At 67.4% G+C, this 15,773-nt stretch carries 10 protein-coding genes; 3 read left to right on the top strand and 7 right to left on the bottom strand.

All coding sequences use genetic code 11. The features are described 5' to 3' along the window. Window positions 1-248 precede the first annotated feature (248 nt). The 7 genes from ACVMB0_RS07485 to ACVMB0_RS07455 form a co-directional block, all read right to left on the bottom strand. Window positions 249-2,498, bottom strand: a complete 2,250-nt coding sequence (locus ACVMB0_RS07485; RefSeq protein ID WP_461345798.1) for an OmpA family protein — start codon at window positions 2,496-2,498, stop codon at window positions 249-251. Window positions 2,499-2,711: 213 nt separating this feature from the next. Next, window positions 2,712-2,963, bottom strand: a complete 252-nt coding sequence (locus tag ACVMB0_RS07480; protein ID WP_461345797.1) for a hypothetical protein — start codon at window positions 2,961-2,963, stop codon at window positions 2,712-2,714. A 106-nt stretch (window positions 2,964-3,069) separates the two neighbouring features. Continuing rightward, window positions 3,070-3,456 carry a VOC family protein gene (locus tag ACVMB0_RS07475; protein WP_461345796.1) on the bottom strand — a complete coding sequence of 129 codons (387 nt, stop codon included), beginning with the start codon at window positions 3,454-3,456 and terminating at the stop codon, window positions 3,070-3,072. Window positions 3,457-3,677: 221 nt separating this feature from the next. Continuing rightward, the gene (locus ACVMB0_RS07470; protein WP_461345795.1) at window positions 3,678-4,505 is read right to left on the bottom strand and encodes an FkbM family methyltransferase; all 828 of its coding nucleotides are present in this window, start codon (window positions 4,503-4,505) and stop codon (window positions 3,678-3,680) included. Window positions 4,506-4,566: 61 nt separating this feature from the next. Further along, window positions 4,567-6,633, bottom strand: a complete 2,067-nt coding sequence (locus ACVMB0_RS07465; RefSeq protein ID WP_461345794.1) for an ABC transporter ATP-binding protein/permease — start codon at window positions 6,631-6,633, stop codon at window positions 4,567-4,569. Window positions 6,634-6,961: 328 nt separating this feature from the next. Further along, on the bottom strand, window positions 6,962-8,044 hold the full coding sequence (locus ACVMB0_RS07460) for an IS4 family transposase (RefSeq protein ID WP_461345437.1): 1,083 nt from the start codon (window positions 8,042-8,044) through the stop codon (window positions 6,962-6,964). Between the two features lie 211 nt (window positions 8,045-8,255). After that, on the bottom strand, window positions 8,256-10,403 hold the full coding sequence (locus ACVMB0_RS07455; RefSeq protein ID WP_461345793.1) for a hybrid sensor histidine kinase/response regulator: 2,148 nt from the start codon (window positions 10,401-10,403) through the stop codon (window positions 8,256-8,258). A 330-nt stretch (window positions 10,404-10,733) separates the two neighbouring features. Between ACVMB0_RS07455 and ACVMB0_RS07450 the strand changes: the two genes are divergently transcribed. The 3 genes from ACVMB0_RS07450 (at window position 10,734) to ACVMB0_RS07440 (ending at window position 15,752) form a co-directional block, all read left to right on the top strand. Continuing rightward, the gene (locus ACVMB0_RS07450; RefSeq protein ID WP_456751459.1) at window positions 10,734-11,021 is read left to right on the top strand and encodes a FeoA family protein; all 288 of its coding nucleotides are present in this window, start codon (window positions 10,734-10,736) and stop codon (window positions 11,019-11,021) included. Continuing rightward, window positions 11,018-12,892 (top strand): ferrous iron transporter B, encoded by a 1,875-nt coding sequence (gene feoB, locus ACVMB0_RS07445; protein ID WP_461345792.1) that lies wholly within the window; start codon window positions 11,018-11,020, stop codon window positions 12,890-12,892. The genes ACVMB0_RS07450 and feoB overlap by 4 nt, the downstream gene beginning before the upstream one ends. 112 nt (window positions 12,893-13,004) lie before the next feature. Next, window positions 13,005-15,752, top strand: a complete 2,748-nt coding sequence (locus ACVMB0_RS07440) for a bifunctional acetate--CoA ligase family protein/GNAT family N-acetyltransferase (protein ID WP_461345791.1) — start codon at window positions 13,005-13,007, stop codon at window positions 15,750-15,752. Window positions 15,753-15,773: the final 21 nt, after the last annotated feature.

Raw genomic sequence — 15,773 nt, 5'->3', positions numbered from 1 at the left:
CTCTCTTGTCCGCCGAAGCCCGCCTTCGGGCGAAGGCGGATGCGGGGAGAGGGTTGGGTGAGGACTCCCTCCACGAGTCGTGTGCGTAGATAGACCTGCACCCCCTCACCCGGAACGCATCTCGCGATGCGTTCCGACCTCTCCCCGCAAGCGGGGCGAGGTGAAGCAAGAGCCCGCTCATCCGACGACCAAAACGAAAATGGCCGGGATCGCTCCCGGCCATTTTGGTCTCGTGATGTCGCACCGGCTCAGCGCGGTGGCGCGGCGGAGGCGGTGCCGCCGTTGAGCAGCGGAGTGATGCGGCGGACCGTGACGCGCCGGTTGATGCGGCTCGGTCCGTCAGTCTGCTCCTTCAGATATTGCGAGCCGTAACCCTGCGAGGTCAGGTTTTCGGCCGGCACGCCGAACTGCTGCGTCAGCAACTCGGCGGCCGATTGCGCGCGGCGGTCCGACAGCGACAGATTGTCGGTGTCGTTGCCGGTCGCGTCCGTATGGCCTTCGATCAGGAACACCTCGCGCGGGTTGCGCTGGATGGCCCGGTTGAGGCCGTCGGCGATCACCTGCAGCCGCGCCGCCTGATCGGGCGGGATGGTCCACGATCCGGAATCGAAGTTGATCGTGTTGAGGTCGATCGACGGCATCTGCATGCGGACATTGGGGCTGTAGCGGATCTCTTCGAGCGAGTAGCGCCGATCGATCCGCTGCACCGGCGGTGCCTCCATGGTCTCGTAGATCACGTCGGGCGACGCGTCCTGAGCGTCGACGATGTAGCGATCGTAGGGAATGTTGACCACCGGCGGCGGTACGTCGACATAGAAGCCGCCGACCGCACGCGGATCGCGATAGCTGTTGTCGATGATGACGAGCTCGCGCCCGCCGGGATCCCTGCGGATTCGGCGCAGCATCTGACCGTCGGCACCGACCACGGTGATGATCTCGCTGCCGTCGGGACGGACCACGATGGTGCGGGTCTCGCCGCCGATCGTCTCGGTGCGGATGTCGCGCGCGCCATAGCGGAAACGATAGATGTCGTCGCCGCGTACATAGGCCTGGCCGCTCGGGTCGCGGATGATGACGCGGTCCGGCTCGGTGTAGATGGTGCGGCCGTCTTCGACGACTTCCTGCCGCTGGCCGCGCAGGTCCGCGATGCTCCCGCCGATGATGGCACCGGCCACCACGCCTGCACCGACTGCGGCGCCGATCGCGAGCGGCGTGATGTTGTCATGGCGCGGCGGCGGCGGCAGCGGTGCCGCGACTGCAGGAGCGGCCCGGAATGCCGGTGCAACCGTCGGCGGGGCGTATTGCGCCTTGCCGGGCGGCGGCGTTGCGGCGGCCGAGCCGGGCACCACGGTCGGTGCCGCGGGCGCGCCCATGGCGGCTCCCTGGGCCGGCGGCAAGCCGGGCGCAGCGCCCGGACGGGCCTGCTGCGCGGGTGCCGGCGCTGCGCCGGGGGCGCCCATCGCTGCTCCCGGGGTTGCAGGCGTTCCGGGCGGTGTGGCGGGACGTCCCTGCTGACCCGGAGTCGGTGTTCCAGCTCCCGGCGTTGCAGGTGCAGCCGGCGTTGGCGTTGCAGCTGCCGGCGGCGTGCCAGGGCGTGCTGCCGGAGCAGCGGCACCCGGTGCTGCCGGTGTCGCGCCCGGCGCGGGCGTTGCCGGCGTCGTCGTGCCCGGCGGTTGCTTGGTGCCACCCGGACGTTCGCCGCCCGGGCGATCGCCGGGCCGGCGTTCGGCAGGCGCCATTGTCGGAGCTTGGGGCGTTGCGGGCGTCGGTGTTGCGGCTACGGGCGGCGTGCCGGGGCGTGCTGCCGGAGCAGCGCCGCCCGGTGCCGGCGTTGCGGCCCCCGGCGTCGGGCTTGGCGGCGTATGCGCTGCACCCGGTGCGGGCGTCGACGGCGTGCCTGGCCGCTGCGGTGCTGCGGCGGGCGGCGGCGGGGTCGGTGTGGGATGCGCGGGCGCAGCCGCAGGCGGCGGCGTCGCCGGCTTCGCAGCAGGGGGTTCAGGGCGTGCGGGCGCGGCCGCAGGCGGCGGTGTCGCCGGCTTTGCGGCAGGTGGTTCGGGCCGCGCGGGCGCGGCTGCCGGCGGCGGTGCCGGACGCGCGGCGGGCGGTTCCGGCCGTGCGGGAGCCGGAGGCGGCGCGGGATGCGGTGCGGCTGCCGGAGGCGGCGTCGGCTTTGCCGGTGCGGCAGCGGGCGGTTCGGGCCGCGCAGGCGCTGCGGGCGGGGTCGGCCTCGCGGGCGCTGCGGCCGGCGGCGGAGCTGGATGGGCGGGCGGCGCGGCTGCGGGAGGCGCCTGCGGATGCGGCGCGGCGGCCGGCGGAGCCGGATGTGCGGGAGCGCCCGGCGCCGGTTTTGGCTTCGGCTTTCCGTCGGGGCCGAGCTCTTCCTTTGGCTGCGCCTGTGCGACGACCAGCGGCGAAGTTTGTGCGTGCGACGCTGAGGTTGCGAATTGCATCACCGTCAGCGCGGTCGTGGCGAGCAGCACGAGACGAAGCTTTGTCATGGTATCGGAGTCCCCGGGGCGGAAAGTCTGGGCAGGAGCGAAAGTGAGAGCCGAACAATTCGGCGACACGATGAATTGCCAGCCGTTGGGCCGGATTGTGGCGAGCACCGAATCATCGGCGAAGTTTATTTCGACATTATAACGGGTTGCATGTGCCCTTGTTCACTGGACATTCATAAGAAACGCCCGGACACGATTGTCAGCGATTGGGAACTAAGGCGCGCGCGTGATTGATCGGCCGGCAGGTCGATCTGTCGCGGGCGGCGGGCCCGTCGGTCCGGGTGGCCCGCGCACCGGCGATTCGTCGGGCGTATTGCCCGGCAACTCGTCCGGTCGCGGCGGTTCGCCGGGTTCGCGCACCGGTGCTGGAACCTCGGGCTGCGGATTGCCGGGCGGAATTCCGGGCGGCGGTTCGCTCGGATTGCCGGGCGTCGTCGGCGGAATCTCGGGAGGCTCGATCGGCATCAGATCGAGGTGTCGTGGCCGATGCCGGCTCGCGTCGCGCGCATTGATCGCTCCATCGCAGTTCGAAGCGCTAACGGAACGCGCGCCAAGCCGTTCCTGTGCGGCGCTATTCGGGCGTGTGGCAGACCGCCTCGATATTATGGCCGTCGGGATCGAGCACGAACGCGCCATAATAGGTCGGGTGATAATGCGCGCGAATGCCGGGCGCGCCGTTGTCGCGGCCGCCCGCCGCCAACGCAGCCTTGTAGAAGGCGTCGACGGTGGCGCGGTCCTTGGCGGTGATCGCGATATGCACCGGCTTGTTCATCGCGCCTGCGCCGCCGATCCAGAAGTCCGGCTTGCCGTTGGCGCCGAAGCCCGCCGCCGGCGCGTGCCCGGTCACTTCAGCGGGCACTTCCATGATCAAGCCATAGCCGAGCGGCGCCAGCGCGGTCTGGTAGAATGCTTTCGCGCGCTCATAGTCGGAAACCGAAAAGCCGATATGGTCGATCATCGCGAGCCTCGCTTGTTGTGGCGGTCAGGTGGTCGATTCGATATTCGCTCTCCCCGAGCGGATTGACGCTTCGGCGCCGACGCCATTGCGAGAAGCGATAGCGACGAGCAATCCATTCCTCAGCTTGCCGTGCGATGGATTGCTTCGCGTCGCTCGCAATGACGTGGATGGAGCTGCGCGCACCATCTCCCCGTTTCTCACCGCGAGCAACTAGCGGCTTCTCAACCGCGCACCAGCAGCGTGTTGCTGCGGGTCCGGCCCTGATCGACGTAACCGCGGCTGTGCATGTCGGCGATGCAGTCCTCGGTCCATTCGTCTTTCGACAGATGCTCGATCACCACCGCGCGCGGCCACAACTGCTCCGGCGCGTCGCGGAAGAAGCCGGTCAGCACGCGGTCCTCGAAGCCCTCGACGTCGATCTTCAGCGCATCGACTTTGCTTGCGCCGGCCTCCTCGAGGATGCGTTGCAGCCGCAGCGACGGCACCTTGTATGCCTTGCCGGTCGGCGTGCCGGTGACGATGTGGCTGGCGCCGAGATTGTCGCCGTCGGTCTCGATCATCAGCTCGCCGTCGCTCGGACCCGCGGCCGCCGCAACCAGCCGCACCTGCGGATAGTTGGAGGCCTGCGTGTTGAATTTGAGCCGCGCATGCGTCACCGGATGCGGCTCGATCGCGATCACCTTGCCATCGGCGCCGACATCGCGCGCCAGCGCCAGCGCATAGGTGCCGACGTTGGCGCCGAGATCGACGAAGGTGCCGCCGGCGCCGACATGCCGGCGCAGGAAGGCGAGCTCTTCAAGATTGTAATCGGGATTGAACAGTGCGCCGCGCTCGGTCGCGCTGGCCTGGTGATAGAAGCGGAACGAGGCGCCCTGATAGCTCACATCGAGCGGTCCTGCGCCGAACAGATCGACCAGCCGCGACAGCCAGGGCCGGAACGCGCCGCGCTTCAATCCTGAGCCGTGCGCCAGCCGGATGATGGCGGCCTGCGCCGCATTGGGCGCAAAGGCGCCGAATGGCGCCGGCGAAATGTCGTTGCTGGGGATCAAGCCTGGTCCTCGTCAAAAGCGCGGCATGCATAGCCGGTTTTGGCGGGAGCGCCAACGTCCGTTATGCGGCCTTGCTCGATGCCTGGCGCTGCCGCAGGAAGCGTCCCAGCAGCCGTCGCTTGCCCTTGCGCGGAATCAGGTCGACGTCGCTGACCAGTCTGGCGCCGCCCTTGCGGCGCTCCAGCACGATCTTGCGGCTATGGAACGCTTCGAGCTCGACCCGATGGGCGACGCTGACGATGGTCGCCTTCGGCAACTCCGTCGTCACCATCTCCATCATCTTGTCCTGGCTCTTCTCGTCGAGCGCCGACGTCGCCTCGTCGAGCACGACGATGTCGGGGTTGTGCAGCAGCAGGCGCGCAAAGGCGAGCCGTTGCTTCTCGCCGCCGGACAGCGTCTGGTCCCACGGCGCATCCTCTTCGATCTTGTCCTTGAGATGGTCGAGGCCGACCTTGTGCAGGGCCTCGCCGATCTCTTCGACGTTCCAGTCTTCCGCCGCACCGGGATAGGCGACTGCGCGCCGCAGCGTGCCCGACGGCACGTAGGGTTTTTGCGGCAGCATGAACAGGCGGCGGTCCGGGTGCACGCCGACGCTGCCGCCGCCCCACGGCCACAAGCCGGCGATGGCACGCACCAGCGTGCTCTTTCCGGTCCCGGATTCGCCGGCAACCAGCAGCCGCTCGCCCGCCTCGACGTCGACCTCGGTTTCGCCGACCACGGCCGTGCCGTCGTCGAGCGTGACCGAGAGATCGTTGAGACTCAGCATGGCCTCGCCCGCGGTCTCGCCGCGCTTGATGCGGCCGAAGCCGTCGCCGGTCTCGGCGCGCTCGAGCCCGTCGAGCGACATCATCAGCGAGGCGATGCGGCGCGCGCATGCGTTCCAGTCGGCGAGCCGCGGATAATTGTCGACCAGCCAGCCGAACGCAGTCTGCACGATGGTGAAGGCGGACGCGGCCTGCATCACCTGGCCGAGCGTCATGCTGCCATCGAGGAATTTCGGCGCGCACAGCAAGAGGGGGACTACCGGCGCAATGAGATTCGATCCCTGCGACACCAGCGTCGTCCGCATGTGCTGTCCGGCGAGCCGTGCCCATTGCCGCAATACGTTCGAGAACGTCCTGTCGATGCCGTCGCGTTCTTCGGCTTCACCGCCGAGCAGCGCGATGCTTTCGCCATTCTCGCGCACGCGCGTCAACGTGTAGCGGAATTCGGCTTCGGCCTGGTTCTTGTCCTCGGATATCTGCACGAAGCGGCGGCCGATCGCGGTGATCGAGCCGGACGCGATCGCGGCGTAGATGATGGCGGCAATCACCAGGAAGCCCGGGATGCTGATCGACGAGCCGCCGAGCGTCACCGTCAGCGCGCCGCCGATCGTCCAGAGCACGATGATGAAGGTAACGGCGGACAGCAGCGCCGACGTCACCCCGGCGACGAAGTCGACCGGCGAGTCGGTTGCGATCCGCAGATCCTCGGCGATGCGGTATTCCGGATTCTTGTGATCGCCGTCGACGAGGTTGAGCTGGTAGTAACGCCCATTGGCCAGCCAGCGCGACACGACGGCATTGGTCAGCCAGGCGCGCCAGCGCCGCTGAATGCTCATGCGGCCGAACACCTGGGCGACACCCAACAGCACGCTGCCGATCGCAAGCGGGAAGAAGATGGCCGTCAGATGGAACACTGACGCCGAGTCGCGCTTCTCGATCGCATCGAAGATCGCGCGATTCCAGACATTGATGCCGTACTGCACGGCGACGTTGGCGACGATCAGCAGCAGCAGGCCGATCGTGAACAGCCACGCCAGCCGATCGCCGTTGCGGCCCCAATAGCCGCGCGCGCTGATCCAGAACCGCGTCAGCAGATAATCCTTGCGCGCCTGTTCGGCCTCTTCGGGCGACAATTCGGGATCGGGCTCGAGAATTTCCGGCGGTGGCGGTTCGACATGGTCGCCGTCTTCGGCGACGACCTCGACGAGCTCCGATTTGCCGTCGGCCTCCTTGTCGTCCGCTCCGCTCGGTGCGGCGTCGCCGTCTGCGGCGCCGGCACGCTTCGCACTCGCTTTCCGGGGCGAGGTGGCCTTGGCCGGCGAGGCCCCCTTCGACGATCTGGATTTTGCCTTAGCCTTGGCCATCGCGTGACAACGCGAGCGAAATCAGAAGGTTCCATTGCGGTTCCGAGGGGCAGCCGATGGACCCGACGGATGTCGCGAGAATGCGACGCTGAGCCGTGCGTTTGACGCCTTGAATCGGGAACAGTCATCGTCGTCCTGGCGCAAGCCCATGTGCGTTAAGGTAGTGGATACATGGTTTGATAGCGGCGCTTTTTCCTCGGGGGCTCGCGGAGGTGTCGGCGAAGAGTGGAGAGAGATCGGCGAAGGCGAGCCATTGTCGGCTGCGGAATGATCGCCTGCAGGAGTGAGGCGACGAGTTGGCGGAGCAAGCGCCACGCGCCGGGGCGGGTCAGGCGGCGTCCGCCAAGCGGGGAGAGTCCTCGAGTTCGTCGACAAGCGGCTCGAGCAAGAGAATAACCAGCAGATGAGCGAGGATGTGAGGTCGGGCCGTTCGTTCGTCAGTTCCCGGCGGCCCCTTCAGGCCGATCAGGCTCTTCAGTCGCTTGAAGCCCAGTTCGATCCGCCAGCGCAGGCGATAGAGGGCGAGAACATCATCCGCGGTGAAGTCATCCGGAGCAAGTGAGGTGACCAGGATGACCCAATCGGCGGCCTCAAGCGTTTGCTTGGAGAGCTGATGGCCTCCCTTCTGTGCGGTCCGGTGCGCCTTGCGTCGTGCCTCGGCAGCAGCCTGTTGCGGCTTCTTGATGGCGACCAGACGCACGGCGAGCGGCGCGCCGTGCTTGGGTTTGATCCAAATCGGACAATCGATGAGGCCTCGTTCCGCCGCCTTGCGCAGCTCAGCCATGAGGTCCAGCGCACAGCCTTTGCAATCGAGCCAGCGCGCGCTCTTCCAACCAGCCCGAATGACGAAGTCTGCGCCGGCCTCGATCAGCCGTGCCATGCGTTCCGGCTGCAAATAGGCCCGATCGGCAAGACGGATTTCGCCCGCAACCACCGGGATCCGGTCGAGCGTCTCGCCTTCTTGCTGATCGGTCAGTTCGAAGTGGCCAAATCGTTCCTGCGGAAGATCGAACGCGCTGTGAATGCGCCACACCTCGTTCTTCTTCCTGGCATCCAGCGCTTTCTTCGGCACCGTGGTAGCATCGATGATCCGGATCAAGCGACCTCGGCTTGCCTTCGGGGCAGCGGCAGCAAGCGCCTGACCCACCAGCAGCGCCAGCCAATCTCCGCACTGACGCAAACGATACAGCAACGCCACGCAGGAAATGTCGACAAGGCCGACCGATGTCGCCCATGCCGCCGTCGAGCGAAGTCCCCGCTCACTCAAACAATAAGCCAGGATCAGCCGCAGCAAATCCACCGCACTCCTAATCTCGCGCGGACGCACGAAAGCCTTCGTCTCACGTGCCGTGCGATTGAGTGCTTCTGCCCCACCGAGCCGGGTCACGACGCCCGCCCAGTCGCCATTCACCAGCGATTCGTGTGTCATTCCATGCTGGAATCACAAACGATTCCGCCACACAAGCCTATTTTAACGCCGATGGGCGCAAGCCTGGACCCATGAGCCCAAATCTCAATTGTTGTCCGACACTGGGGCCACGGTCCCGTCCATCACGGAGTTCGGTGGTTATGGCCTTCTGGCCCTCGCCAGGACGACGGCGTTTGTGGGATACGTCACCACCTCACCCCGCCGGCGCCTGGTCCCGCTTCAGCCGGCGCGAGCGCGCGGCCTTGTGCAGCACGCGGGCGAGCTGCTCGGCCGAATAGGGCTTCTGCAGCAGCTCGAAGCCGCCGCTGCCCTGCTGCGACAGCACCTGGCTGTAGCCGGAGGCGAGCACGATCGGCAGATCGAGGCCCTGCCGGCGGATCTCCTCCGCAAGCTCGATGCCGCTCATGCCGGGCATCACGACATCGGTGAACACCAGGTCGAAGCGATCAGGGTCGACCGCGAGCTCCTCCAGCGCGTGGGTGGCGTTCTCCACCAGCACGCAGGTGCAGCCGAGCTGGGTCAGCGTATCGGCGGCGAATTTTCCGACCTCGGCATTGTCCTCGACGATCAGCACCGACGCACTGGTCGGATCGACCGACGGCGCATCCTCGGTGAGCGGCGATTGCGCGCCGGGTCCGCCGACGACGCGCGGCAGATACAAGGTGAACGTCGAGCCCTTGCCGACCTCGCTGGTCACGGTGACCTCGCCGCCGGATTGCTTGGCGAAGCCGAACACCTGCGACAGGCCGAGGCCGGTGCCGTGGCCGACCTCCTTGGTGGTGTAGAACGGCTCGAAGATACGGCCGAACAGTTCCTGCGGAATCCCGACGCCGGTATCGGTCACCGTGACGGCGACATGGCCGTGCGAGCCTGGTGGAGTGCTCGTCGTGGATGGCAGCTTGTCCACGACGCGGACTGCGATCGTGAGCCGGCCGACGCCGTCCATGGCGTCGCGCGCGTTCACTGCCATGTTGATGATGGCGGTCTCGAACTGGCCGGCATCGGCATTGACCAGGCAGGTCTCGTCCGGCACCTGGGCGGTGATCTCGACCCGCGAGCCGATCAGGGTGGTGATCATCTCGCTCAGGGTGCGGACGTTCTGGCTGGCGTCGAACACCTCGGGCTTGAGGGTTTGCCGGCGCGCGAATGCCAGCAGCTGGTTGGTGGTCAGCTTGGCGGCGCGGTTCACGGTATTGGAGATCGCATCGATGTAGCGCTGCCGCCGCGGCTCCGGCAGATCCGGCCGCCGCAGCATGTCGACCGAGGCGCGGATCACGGTGAGCAGGTTGTTGAAGTCATGCGCGACGCCGCCGGTGAGCTGCCCGAGCGCCTCCAGCCGCTGGCCATGGCGCAGCGCCTCCTCGGCCTCGATGCGCCGGGTGGCCTCTTCCTCCAGGCGCTGGGTGCGCCGGTAGGCGAGCGCGAGCAGGCCGAACAGCAGGGCGGTGGCCGGGATGCCGAAGACCAGGTGCTGGGCCATGGTCGACACCCAGCGCGAGCGGATCGCCGCGGTTTCGAGGCCGGCACTGACATAGATCGGGTATTCGGCCAGCCGCTCATAGCGCATGCGCCGCTCAATGCCGTCGGCCGGCGACTGAATCGTCATGGTCCCGGCCTGCGGATGGGCGACGAGCTGCTGCCCGAGCGGTCCGCTCGGCTCGAACCGGGTGGGGTGGTCGATGACGGGAAAGTGCGCCAGCACCGCGCCGTCGGTCCGGATCAGCGCCAGGAAGCTGCCCGGCTCGCGGCCGATCTTGCCGTAGAAACTCTCGAAATATTCCGGCAGCACGGAGGCCTGGATCACGCCGCCAAAGCTGCCGTCCTCGTTGTTGCGGCGCCGGCCGACGCTGAAGAACCGGGCGCCCAGATAGGGCGGCCGCGGCGTCAGCACCTCGCCGATATAGGTGCCGATGTCGCCTTCGGCATGGATCCGGAAGTAGTCCCGGTCCGAGAAATCGACGTCGGGGGCTGGCTCCACCAGGCTGTTGACCAGGGCCCGGCCGTTGGCATCGAACACCCAGACCGATTTCACCTGGGGCAGCGCCTCGGCGACCGCGCGCAACCGCTGGTGCAGGCTCTTCTCGCGTGCGGCGATGTCGGCGTCGCTCATGCCGCGGATCACCTCGGTGACCTCGGCGAGGCCGCGGTCGATGGTCTCGAACACCTTGAGCGCGTGCTCATGGGCGACGTCGAGCGTGCGCTGGATCTCCTGGTCGGCGGCGTCGCTGGTCGAAATCCAGGACATCGCGGAGGCAAACGCGAACAGCGCCAGCGGAAGGGCCAGCGAGGCGGCCATCATCCATTGCAGCAGTCTCAGCGAATTGCGGTGTGCGGTCTGCACGGGCGCTCCGGCTCCGCAGCAACATTAACGCAAACCGTTGCGCCGGAGAAAGCGAATCCCTGTCCTGGCGCGCGGCGCTGGGGCTGCTTCGCCTCCCGGCGACAAGTCAAGGTTACCGGAGGCCAACCGGGATCGATCAAGTGCGTGCCGGCTTACATCCGCGGCGGAGGGCGGGTGCTGTTCGGCGCCATCACGACCTCGTTAGCACATCGTCGGCCGTCAAGCGCAAAATCGGGCGGGATGGCGTGCCGGGGCGCTGTTTTTAGGAGTTCTAAAACCTCTCACGGGCAAATGCTTGACCCTGTGACTACCTGCTGAAAAACAGGCCGCATGACAGGCGATCCAAACAGCTCCCACGGCAATTTCCCGGATACCCGGCTCGGACATGCGGATCGCGGTTTTGTCGGCAAGATCATCAGGCTCGATGCGCTCGTGACGGGCTCATCGCTTTCACCGCAGGAGCTGGAGCAGCGCCTGGTCGAGATGGGGTTTGTGGAAGGCGCGCGCGTCGAAATCCTGCATGAAGGCACGATCCGGCGGGATCCGATCGCGGTGCGCGTCGACAACATCACGATTGCGCTGCGCCGGAGCGAAGCCATGGCCGTGATCGTCGAATGACCACCGCATCCCTGCGCCTGGCGCTGGTCGGTGCCCCGAACACCGGCAAGACGTCGCTGTTCAACAGCCTGACCGGCAGCCGCCAGAAGGTCGCCAACTATCCGGGCGTCACGGTCGAGCGCAAATCCGGCGGCTTCGTCACGCCGGAGGGCCGCAGCGTCACCGTGCTCGATCTGCCCGGCACCTATTCGCTGCGCGGCCGCAGCCCGGACGAGGAGATCACCCGCGACATCGTGCTCGGTCGCTTCGACGGCGAGGCGGTGCCTGATCTGGTGCTCTGCGTCGCCGACGCCACCAATCTGCGGCTGACCTTGCGGCTGGTGCTCGAGCTGAAGCGCGTCGGCCGGCCGATGATGCTGGTGCTCAACATGATCGACATCGCGAGGCGCCGCGGCGTCACGATCGATCTCGATCGGATGTCGCAGGAGCTGGGCCTGCCGATCGTGACCTCGGTCGCGGTGCGCAAGGGCGGCGTCGACGAGCTGTTGAAGCGGACCGACGAATTCCTGGCGCGGTCGCATGAGGCGGCGGCGAGCGAGTGGACGACGCCGACGATCGCCGATCTCAAGGCCGCGCAGCGCGAGGCCGACCGCATCATCGCTGCGGCGGTGACGCTGCCGACCAAGCCGGACACGCTGACCAACCGGATCGATTCGGTCGTGCTGCATCCGGTCTGGGGTCTTGTGGTCCTGGCCGTGATCCTGTTCGTGATGTTCCAGGCGGTGTTCACCTGGGCGCAGCCGGCGATGGAAATGCTGTCGGACGGCTTCTCGGCGCTCGGGCAATTGATCCATGATTTGCTGCCGGAAAGCTGGGGCCTGTTGCAGAGCTTCCTGCAGAACGGCCTGATCTCCGGCGTCGGCAGCGTCATCGTGTTCCTGCCGCAGATCATCATCATCTTCCTGTTCATCCTGCTCTTGGAAGATTTCGGCTACATGGCGCGCGCCGCGTTCCTGATGGACCGCATCATGGGCGGCGCCGGACTGCACGGCCGCGCCTTCATTCCGCTGCTGTCGAGCTTCGCCTGCGCGATTCCCGGCATCATGGCGACGCGGGTGATCGACAACCGGCGCGACCGCCTGACCACGATCCTGATCGCGCCGCTGATGACCTGCTCGGCGCGGATTCCGGTCTACACCCTGATCATCTCGGCCTTCGTTCCGGCAACCACGCTGTGGGGCTTCGTCAATCTGCAGGGCCTCGTGATGTTCGGGCTGTATGCCGCGGGCATCACCAGCGCGCTGACGGTTTCGGCGATCGCAAAATTCTTCCTGTGGCGCGACCACGCGCCGGCGCCGTTCATGCTGGAATTGCCCGACTACAAGGTGCCGCGGCTGAAGAGCATCGCGATCGGCGTGTTCACCCGCGCAAAAATGTTCCTGTATCGCGCCGGCACCACGATCCTCTCGATGATGGTGCTGATCTGGTTCCTGGCCTCGTTCCCGCAGGCGCCGGCCGGCGCCGAGGGGCCCGCGATCAACTACAGCTTCGCGGCGATGATCGGCCATACGCTCGAGCCGCTGCTGCGGCCGATCGGCTTCAACTGGCAGATCGCGGTGGCGCTGATCCCGGGCATGGCGGCGCGCGAGGTCGCGGTCGCGGCGCTCGGCACCGTCTATTCGATCGAGGGCGGCAAGGAAGCGGCGGATGCGATCGGCCAGGTGCTGGCGCAGAAATGGACGCTGGCGACCGCACTGTCGATGCTGGTCTGGTACATCTTCGCCCCGCAATGCGCCTCGACGCTCGCGGTGATCCGCCGCGAGACCGGCGGCGCGAAGTGGATGGTGGTGACGTTCCTCTACATGCTCGTGCTGGCCTATGCCGCGAGTTTCCTGACCTTCAATCTGGCGCAGGCGCTGGGCCTCCATTAGACGGCGTATTGGGTTCCGTCACACGGGCCAGAGGTTGCAGCGGTTACAATGGGTCGAACGAGGAAGTAGAGTTCATCCGAAGCGCATTACGCGCTCCCTGCGAGACCATGCAATGTCGACTTACGGCCTGGAGCGGGTATTTGCGCCGCGAAGCATCGCGGTGGTCGGCGGCAGTCCACGCCTGTCGTCGCTCGGCGCGGCGGTGCTTCGGAACATCAGGGCGAGCGGTTTTGCCGGCAAGCTCGGCGTCGTCAACCGGCACTATGCCGAGGTCGATGGGGAGCCGACCGTTCCCGACCTGACGTCACTGCCGTTCGTGCCTGACCTCGTCGTCATCAGCGCGGCTGCGGCGGCGGTTCCGGAGATCGTCGCGGAGGCAGCTCACGCCGGCGTTGCCGGCGCGGCGATCCTGTCGGCCGGTCTCGGCCACGGCGCGGGCTCGCTCGCGGAGACGGTGGCGCAGACGGCACGGCAGCATGGCATGCGCCTGATCGGGCCGAATTGCCTCGGCATCATGGTGCCGCGCGCCAAGCTCAATGCGAGCTTCGCCTCGCATCAGCCATCCGACGGACATGTCGCGCTGATCTCGCAGTCCGGCGCGGTCGCGTCGGCGATGATCGAATGGGCGGCGGAGCGGCGGCTTGGCTTCTCCGGCATCGCGTCGATCGGCGACCAGCTCGACGTCGACGTCGCCGACCTCCTGGATTATTTCGCGCTCGACGATCACACCAGCGCGATCCTGATCTATCTCGAAGCGGTCAAGGACGCGCGCAAGTTCATGTCGGCAGCGCGTGCCGCGGCGCGCATGAAGCCGGTCATCGTCGTCAAATCTGGGCGGATGGCGCCGGGCGCAAAGGCCGCCGCGACCCACACCGGCGCGCTGGCCGGCTCGGATGCGGTCTATGACGCCGCGTTCCGCCGCGCGGGCATGTTGCGGGTCTACGACCTGCGCCAGCTGTTCGATTGCGCCGAGCTGCTCGGCCGCGGTTTCGTGCCGCGCGGCAACCGGCTTGCGATCCTGACCAATGGCGGCGGCCTTGGTATCCTCGCGACCGACCGGCTGGCCGAGCTCGGCGGCGTTCCGGCGACGCTGACGACGGAGACCATCGAACGGCTCGACCAGATGCTGCCGCCGGGCTGGTCCTGCGCCAATCCGGTCGACATCGCCGGCGATGCCGATGCCGCCCGCTACGTGGTGGCGCTCAACGCCCTGCTCGATGACGCCAACAGCGACGCGGTGCTGGTCGCCAATGTCGAGACCGCGGTGGCGCCGGCCGTGGGCATTGCCGAAGCGGTGGCGCAGTGCGTGCGCGACCGCAGGACCAGGCGCAGCGCCGTCGCGGCCCTGGTGCTGGCGGCCTGGGTCGGCGCCGACGAGCGCACCGGCGCGATCTTCGAGGCGGCGCGGATTCCGCATTTCCCGACCGAGGATGATGCGGTTCGCGCCTTCATGTATCTGGTGCGCTACCGCGAGGCCTCCACCGCGCTCGCCGCGACGCCGCCCGGCGTCGCATCGGTGTTCACGCCCGAGACCCCGGCGGCGCGGCACGTCGTCGTGAAGGCGTTGTCGGAGGGACGCGCCTGGCTCGATCCGGCCGAGATCGTCGCGCTGTTCGAGGCCTATCGCATTCCGATCGTGACGACCCTCGTCGCCGACAGTGCCGAGGACGCCGCCGCGAAGGCTGCGCCGTTCCTCGCCGCGGGGCACGCGATCGTGGTCAGGGTGTTTTCGCGCGACATCCGGCACGCCTCCGATGTCGGCGGGGTGATCCGCGACCTGCGCACCAGCGACAGCGTCGTCGAGGCCGTCAGGACCGTGATGGAACGGGCACGCAGCGCGCGGCCGGACGCGACGCTGCAAGGCGTGACGATCCAGCCGATGATCGTGCGGCGTGCGGCGCGCGAGCTGATCCTCGGCATCGCCGACGATCCGACCTTCGGCCCGGTGATCGTGTTCGGCCGCGGCGGTCCGGCGGTCGAGGTGATCAACGACAAGGTGCTGGCGCTGCCGCCGCTCGACATGAATCTCGCCCGTGAACTGATCGGGCGCACCCGCGTGTCGCGGCTGCTCGGCGGCTATGGCGATGTGCCGGCCGTCCCGGCCGACGTGGTGCCGCTCACTCTGGTCAAGCTGGCGCAGATGGCCGCCGACATTCCCGAGGTCGCCGAGCTCGATATCAATCCGATGCTGGCCGACGAGAGCGGCGTGCTGGCGCTCGATGCGCGGGTGGCGATTCGCAAGCCGACGCGGCTGTTTGCCGGCCACACCAGGCTCGCGGTCAGGCCCTATCCGTCACAGTGGGAAGGTGAGCTGGCGCTGCGCGACGGCTCGCATGTCACGGTGCGTCCGATGCGTCCCGAGGACGAGCCGATGGTCGCCGATTTCTTCAAGCGCGTCACCGCCGAGGATCTCAGGCTGCGCTTCTTCCACGCGATGAAGGAATTCTCGCACGCCTTCATCGCGCGCCTGACCCAGCTCGACTATGCGCGCGCGATGGCCTTCGTGGCGCTCGATCCGGCGACCGGCGAGATGATGGGCGCGGTCCGGCTGCATTCGGATTCGCTGTACCAGAACGCCGAATACGCGATCCTGCTGCAGTCCGATCTGAAGGGCAAAGGCCTCGGCTGGGCGCTGATGCAGCTCCTGATCCACTATGCGCGGTCGGAGGGACTGAAGCGCCTGTCCGGCCAGGTCTTGACCGAGAACACCACCATGATCGGGATGTGCCGCGATCTCGGCTTCACCGTCACGATGGATCCGGAGGATCACAGCATCGTCGACGTCGTGCTCGACCTCGATCGGCCCGGCGCCGATGCGGTCGGCGCGGATATCCTGATCCGGCCGGCGGCTGGCCACTGATACCAGCGCCAGCCGCGGCGG

The sequence above is a fragment of the Bradyrhizobium sp. USDA 4451 genome (assembly GCF_054822585.1).
The sequence above is the reverse complement of the archived record's forward strand: the minus strand, read 5'-3'. Positions and strand labels throughout refer to the sequence as shown.

Excerpts from the sequence above, each read along its gene's own strand:
- ACVMB0_RS07480 (WP_461345797.1), bottom strand. The coding sequence starts at position 2,963 with ATGCCGATCGAGCCTCCCGAGATTCCGCCGACGACGCCCGGCAATCCG.
- ACVMB0_RS07475 (WP_461345796.1), bottom strand. The coding sequence starts at position 3,456 with ATGATCGACCATATCGGCTTTTCGGTTTCCGACTATGAGCGCGCGAAA.
- ACVMB0_RS07450 (WP_456751459.1), top strand. The coding sequence starts at position 10,734 with ATGACAGGCGATCCAAACAGCTCCCACGGCAATTTCCCGGATACCCGG.
- ACVMB0_RS07440 (WP_461345791.1), top strand. The coding sequence starts at position 13,005 with ATGTCGACTTACGGCCTGGAGCGGGTATTTGCGCCGCGAAGCATCGCG.
- ACVMB0_RS07465 (WP_461345794.1), bottom strand. The coding sequence starts at position 6,633 with ATGGCCAAGGCTAAGGCAAAATCCAGATCGTCGAAGGGGGCCTCGCCG.
- ACVMB0_RS07485 (WP_461345798.1), bottom strand. The coding sequence starts at position 2,498 with ATGACAAAGCTTCGTCTCGTGCTGCTCGCCACGACCGCGCTGACGGTG.
- feoB (WP_461345792.1), top strand. The coding sequence starts at position 11,018 with ATGACCACCGCATCCCTGCGCCTGGCGCTGGTCGGTGCCCCGAACACC.